Origin of the sequence: Rhodopseudomonas sp. BR0C11 (assembly GCF_010820945.1) — a bacterium.
In the GTDB taxonomy this organism is placed as follows: domain Bacteria; phylum Pseudomonadota; class Alphaproteobacteria; order Rhizobiales; family Xanthobacteraceae; genus Rhodopseudomonas; species Rhodopseudomonas palustris_H.
This window is the reverse complement of the sequence record NZ_QTKI01000280.1, coordinates 1-6,400: the sequence shown is the minus strand read 5'-3', so window position 1 is coordinate 6,400 and position 6,400 is coordinate 1. Positions and strand designations below refer to the sequence as shown.

The 6,400-nt window shown below is 67.2% G+C and carries 5 protein-coding genes; 3 read left to right on the top strand and 2 right to left on the bottom strand.

Annotation, left to right across the window (positions count from 1 at the left end):
• The coding region (locus DYI24_RS18735) for an SDR family NAD(P)-dependent oxidoreductase (RefSeq protein ID WP_164573384.1) at positions 1-634 on the top strand (634 nt) is incomplete at its 5' end.
• A gap of 110 nt (positions 635-744) precedes the next feature.
• Here DYI24_RS18735 and DYI24_RS18730 read toward each other — a convergent pair.
• Together DYI24_RS18730 and DYI24_RS28660 are read right to left on the bottom strand one after the other, a co-directional pair.
• Positions 745-2,124: a cytochrome P450 gene (locus DYI24_RS18730; protein ID WP_164573383.1), complete on the bottom strand. Its 1,380-nt coding sequence runs from the start codon at positions 2,122-2,124 to the stop codon at positions 745-747.
• A 120-nt stretch (positions 2,125-2,244) separates the two neighbouring features.
• The gene (locus DYI24_RS28660) at positions 2,245-3,549 is read right to left on the bottom strand and encodes an adenylate/guanylate cyclase domain-containing protein (RefSeq protein ID WP_349627796.1); all 1,305 of its coding nucleotides are present in this window, start codon (positions 3,547-3,549) and stop codon (positions 2,245-2,247) included.
• Positions 3,550-3,692: 143 nt separating this feature from the next.
• Here DYI24_RS28660 and htpX point away from each other — a divergent pair, with 143 nt between their 5' ends.
• Positions 3,693-4,667, top strand: coding sequence for a zinc metalloprotease HtpX (htpX, locus tag DYI24_RS18720; RefSeq protein WP_164573382.1), 975 nt, complete (start codon positions 3,693-3,695; stop codon positions 4,665-4,667).
• A 255-nt stretch (positions 4,668-4,922) separates the two neighbouring features.
• Entirely contained in the window at positions 4,923-6,335 is a 1,413-nt protein-coding gene (locus tag DYI24_RS18715; protein ID WP_164573381.1) for an MFS transporter, read from the top strand.
• Positions 6,336-6,400: the final 65 nt, after the last annotated feature.

The window sequence follows — 6,400 nt, the reverse complement described above, 5'->3', positions numbered from 1 at the left end:
GATCGGCACCGCGCTCGACAAGTTCGGCCGGCTCGACTGCCTGTTCAACAATGCCGGCGGTCCGGCGCAGACCGGCGGCATCGAAGGCCTCGAGGTCGATCGCTTCGACGCTGCGATGGCGACGCTGGTGCGCAGCGTGATGCTCGGCATGAAGCACGCCGCCCCGGCGATGAAGAAGCAGGGCGCCGGATCGATCATCAACAATGGCAGCATCGCCGGCCGGCTCGCCGGGTTTTCGTCGTCGCTGGTGTACGGCGCCGCCAAGGCGGCGGTGAATCACCTGACCAAATGCGTTGCGATGGAGCTCGGCGAATCCGGCATTCGCGTCAATTCGATCTCGCCCGGCGCGATCGCGACCGGCATCTTCGGTAAGGCGCTCGGCCTGACCACCGATGCGGCCGAAAAGACCGCCGCGACGATGCGCGAGATCTACAAGACCGCGCAGCCGATCCAGCGCGCCGGCATTCCGGACGATATCGCCCAGGCCGCGGTGTTTCTCGCCAGCGACGAGTCGACCTTCATCAATGGTCACGATCTCGTCGTCGACGGCGGCATCACCGGCGGCCGTAACTGGACCGCGCAGCAGCAAGGCTACGTCGCGCTGCGCAAGGCGTTCGATCACGGCGAGGGGTGAACAACACGCTCGCCGTTATTGCGAGGAGCGAAGTGACGAGGCAATCCATAGCCAGGTGCACTGAACTCTGGATTGCTTCGCTGCGCTCGCAATGACGAGAGAAGAGCGAGCTAATTCAAGGGCGCGATATTGACCCGAAGCCCGTCCTTCGGCTTCGGGATCGGCCACATCTGCCAGGCGGTGTGGTAGTTCGGCGGCAGCGACAGGTCGACGTTTTGCAGCAGGTGGACGGCGAAGCACTTCGCCTGCATGTAGGCGAAGTTGAGCCCGAGGCACATGTGCGCACCGCCGCCATAAGGAATCCAGGCGAAGCGGTGGCGGCCGCGCGAGGCTTCGTCGGTGAAGCGCAGCGGGTCGAACTTGTCGGGGCTCGGCCAGATTTCCGGCATGTGGTGGGTGTATAGCGGATTGACCGCCACCATGGTGCCGGCCGGAATCGTGTAGCCCTTGAAGCTGAAGGCACGTGTTGCCCGCCGCGGCAGCGACGGCACCGGCGGCCGCAGCCGCATCGCTTCCTTGAAGGCCATTTCGGTAAGGGGTAGTGCGTCGAGCTGTTCGAAGCTGATCGGCTCGCCCGGCTTCAAGCCGAGGCCGGCGATTTCCTCGCGCAGCTTCTGCTGCCATTCCGGATGCGCCGCGAGTGCGGCGACGAATGAGGTCAGCGACGACGTCAGCGTGTCGTGCGCCGCCATCATCAGGAAGCTCATGTGGTCGATGATCGCCTGGTTCGACAGCAGCGCGCCGTCGTCGTGAGTGGCGCGGCAGAGCTGCGAGAACAGGTCGTCGCCGCCCTTGGCGCGGCGGATCGGAATCTGTTCGGCGAAGTAAGCGACGATGCGCTGGCGGCCCCTGACGCCGCGGGCCATCGCGGTGCCCGGCCACGGCTTGCGGATCGGCGCCACCGAGGCCGCGACCATGTCGATGAAGGCGCGGTTGACCTCTTCGGTCTCGGCGCCGATCGCGGTGCCGAGGAATGAGGTCGCGGCGAGATCGAGCGTGAGCTGCTTCATCGCCGGGTAGCACAGCATCTCGCCGGGGCGGGCGCGCCACTCCGCGACGCGGCGGGCGATGCCGGCGTTGAGTTCGGCCAGATAGGACTGCATCGGCCCGGCCTTGAACGCCACCGACAGGGTGCGCCGGTGCAGCCGGTGCTCGTCGAAATCGAGCATCATCAGGCCGCGCGGAAACAGCCGCCCGAGAATCGGGCCCCAGCCATGGGTCGAGGAAAACAGCTTGGTGTTATCGAACAGCACCAGCTCGTTGGCCTCCGGCCCGAGCAGGGTGATCGAGGTCTCGCCGAGAACGCGGCTGCGATAGACCGGACCATGGGTCCTCGCCATCTTCTCGACCTCGCCTTTCGGATCGGCGAGCACCGCGAGCGTCCGGCCGATGATCGGCCAGCCTTCGTCACCGGGAATGTGGGCGAGCGCGCTGGGCTTCGGCGGCACTGGCCGAGCGACGAGTGACGAATCCGCGACTTGGATCGACATGGGGCCTCCCTAGGCGGTTGTATCGGCCATGCGGAGGTGTGCCTCCGTTCTGTGGCGCGTTGCAGTTGAAAATAGGAGGCGTCCGCTCGGCTTGGCAAGGCCAAACCGAAGCGGCGAGGATTATGACGCAGCGGCCAGCGGCTGCCGGAGCGGCTGTTCGGGCGGGCTGAAGATCGTCATCGGCACGGTGACGCCGCGCAGCGGGTAGTCGCCGAGCGGCTCCAGTGGTGCGTCGATATGGGTCGCGGCCGCCGCCGTCACCAGGATACTGCGGCCGATACTCTTCTGCAGCGCCTCGACCCGGCTGGCTTCGTTCACCGCCGGTCCGATCACGGTGAAGTCGAGGCGCTCGGCGGCGCCGATATTGCCGAAGAACACTTCACCTTCGTGCAGCGCGATGCCGGCGCGGAGCGGCCGCCAGCCTTCGCAATTCACGCCCGCCGGATCGATCAGGTTGAGCCGCGCCAGCCCGGCCTGGGCTTCGATCGCGGCAGTCAGCGCCGCGTTACCGGCGACGCGCGAATCATCGCCGAGCGGAAACACCGCCAGCAGCCCGTCGCCGATGAACTTCAGCACATCGCCGCCGTTGCGCAGCACCGCGTCCGCGAACACCTCGAAGTAAGCGTTCAGCAGTGCGATCATGTCGTTACCGCACAGCCGGTCGGACAGGTCGGTGAAGCCGCGCAGGTCCGACATCCAGATGATGGCGCGGATCGGCTCGCCGGCGCCGCGCTTGATGTCGCCGCTCAGCACCTTGGCGCCGGCTACCGGGCCGAGATAGGCACCGAGCGCATTGATGGCGATCCGGGTGGCGACGTGGCGGCCGACATGCAGGCCGAACAGCGTCAGCAGCCGCTGAAACGTCGCCAGGTGTTCGTCGGTGAAGCCGCCGGGCTGCGTGGTTGCCAGCGTAATGGCGTGGCGGAACCGGTCGCCGCCCATCGGCAACCCCAAGTACTCGGTGTAACCGCCGGCCGCGAGGTCGCGCATAATCGGAAATTCCGCCTGCGCGGCGGCATCCTGCGGATTGCGCCGGATCGCCTTGCCGCCCTGGAACAGGCTGTGCAGCGGATTGAGGCGGAACGCGTCGGTGTCAGCGGTCGATTGTTTGACCTGGACTTCGTCGCACAGCCCATCGGAGGCCCGCCAGTTCCAGGCGAAGCCGAGCAACTGCGGATGCAGCGTGCGGATGTGCAGCGTGGCGCGATGCACCGGCAGCCCGACCGCGGTCATCCGCCACATCAGCGATTCGAACGTCAGCAGCATTTCCGGCTCGGCCGCGGCGTCGTGCAGCAGCCAGTTTTCCAGTTCGGACAGAGTGATGCTGGCAGGCAGGCAGGCGGGGCCGCGCTGGCTGCGGCGGACAATGCTGACGCCGGCGGGATAGACGCGCATCGCGTCGGGTGGTGCGGTCGGATCGGTCACACAGGAACTTTCGTTGAGGATTTCGGGCAGCAAGCCGCGACGGCCTGCCGCACAAAGCGATCTTGCCCCGGCTGGCGGAATTCCCCATCTCACGGATGCGTTATCCAGGCTCCTTGCAGGAGCGGAGACGCAGGAGGAGGACCATGAGTTACTTCAAGACCGCTCTCTTGCTGGCCGGCCTGACCGCGCTGTTCATGGGGGTCGGCTATCTGATCGGCGGCGCCAATGGCGCGCTGATCGCGCTGCTCGTTGCCGCGGCGATGAACATCTTCACCTACTGGAATTCCGACCGGATGGTGCTGTCGATGTACGGCGCCCAGGAGGTGGACGAGCGCTCGGCGCCGGATCTCTACCGGATGGTGGCGGAACTGGCCGGCCGCGCCTCGCTGCCGATGCCGCGGGTGTTCATCATGGACAACCCGCAGCCGAACGCGTTTGCCACCGGCCGCAATCCGGAGAACGCCGCCGTCGCCGTCACCACCGGCCTGATGAACCAGCTCAGCCGCGAGGAACTCGCCGGCGTGGTGGCGCACGAGCTGGCGCACATCAAAACCCACGACACGCTGCTGATGACCCTCACGGCGACGATCGCCGGTGCGATCTCGATGGTGGCGCAGTTCGGCATGTTCTTCGGCGGCAACCGCGAGAACAACAACGGCCCGGGCCTGATCGGCTCGCTGGCGTTGATGATCCTCGCGCCGCTCGGCGCCATGCTGGTGCAGATGGCGATCAGCCGAACCCGCGAATACGCCGCCGACGAGATGGGCGCGCGGATCTGCGGCCAGCCGATGTGGCTTGCCTCGGCGCTCGGTCGGATCGAAGCCGCGGCCCACCAGGTGCCGAACTACGATGCCGAACGCTCGCCGGCGACCGCGCATATGTTCATCATCAACCCGCTGTCGGGACAGGGCATGGACAATCTGTTCGCCACCCATCCGTCGACCGACAACCGGATTGCGGCGCTGCAGCGGCTCGCCGTCGAGATCGGCGGCAGTCCGTCTCGTTCCGCATCAGCGTTCTCGCGCAGCACCGGCGCAGCTCCCTGGAGCGGCACCCCGCGCGGCAGCGGCCGCAGCCCGTGGAGCGGCCAGCCGCGTGGCCGAGGTCCGTGGGGTTAGTCCCTGCCAAGTGTTGGATGGTTCGAAGGCCCCGGTTCGCCGGGGCCTTTTTGCTTGCTCTGCCGTCATTGCGAGGAGCGCAGCGACGAAGCAATCCAGCAACTTCGTGCTCGGAGTTCCTGGATTGCTTTGCTGCGTTCGCAATGATGCGGAGAGGCTTTTGCTGAACGGCAGCTGTTTACCTGGCTGGTAATAGACCCGATGATGCCGGGCTGCGACCGTGGGACAGCTCAAGCCTTGCCGGGATCCGTCGCCATGCACCAGACCGTTGCCGCAACCGATAACTCGCGCCGCTGGCAGGTGCTGGCGATCGTGGTCGCCGCGCAGTTCATGTTCGGGGTCGATGCCTTTATCGTCAACGTCGCGCTGCCGACGATTTCGACCGAACTCGGCGCGTCGTCGTCGCAGCTCGAGGCGGTGATCGCGATCTACCTGATCGGCTATGCGACGCTGATCGTCACCGGCGGCCGGCTCGGCGATATCTTCGGCACCAAGACGGTGTTCCTGCTCGGCGTCGCTGGCTTCACGTTCACTTCGCTGTGGTGCGGGCTGGCGCGCTCCGGTCCCGAACTGATCCTGGCGCGGCTGGCGCAGGGCGCCACGGCGGCGTTCATGGTGCCGCAGGTGCTGGCGACGCTGCACGTGCTGTTTCCGGATGCCGCGCGCGCCAAGGCGTTTGCGATCTACGGCACCGTGCTGGGGCTTGCCGGCGCCACCGGCTTTGCGCTCGGTGGCCTGTTGGTGACGCTCGATCTCGGTGGCTTCGGCTGGCGTTCGATCTTCTACGTCAATGGTCCGGTTGGGCTGATCATAATCGCGGCCGCCGCCAGGGTGATGCCGCAGACGCCGCGGCGGCCGGGCACGCGGCTCGATCTCGGCGGCGCCGTGATCCTGTTTGCCGGCCTTGTCTGCGTGATCGGCCCGTTGCTGTTCGGCCGCGATGTCGGCTGGGCCGGCTGGGTCTTGGCCGTGATGGCCGGCGGCGGCGCGATGCTGGCGATGTTCCTGCGCTACGAGCGCCGCGTCGCTGCGCATGGCGGCATGCCGGTGGTCGACCTGACGCTGCTCGGCGACCGTGCCTTCGTCCGCGGCCTCGGCGCAGTGTTCTGCTTCTTCTTCGCCAACCAGTCGTTCTATCTGGTGATGACGCTATACATGCAGCTTGAGCTGAACGTGCCGCCGCTGCAGGCGGGCTTAGTGTTCCTGCCGCTTGCGTTGGCCTTCGTGATCGCGTCGCGGCATTCCGGCGCGCGGGCCCGGCGCCGCGGCACGCTGGTGCTGATCGAAGGCTGCCTGCTGCAGGTCGCAGGTCTTGGCCTGATCGCCGCCACGGTGACGGTGATCGCATCACCGACGCCGTTTGTGTTGGCGTTTGCGTTGTTGGTCGCCGGCTACGGCCAGGGCCTGGTGATGGCACCGCTGTCGGGCGTGGTGCTGTCGAGCGTGCAGGCGACCAGCGCCGGTTCCGGCTCCGGCCTCTACGGCACCACGACGCAGATCGCCAGCGCGGCCGGCGTCGCCGCGCTCGGCTCGGTGTACTTCACGCTGGCGCAAAACGGCTCTGGCCGCCTTGCCCTGCTCGGCGCGCTGGCGCTGCTCGGGCTCGCGATCGCCGGCTGCATCGGGCTGCTGCGCTGGATGCGCCGCGCCGTGGCGGTGGCGGCTTAGGCCGGCACGTTCTCGGCGAGGCAAGCTACTGCGGCATCGACACCGCCGCGGCTATGCGGGATGCC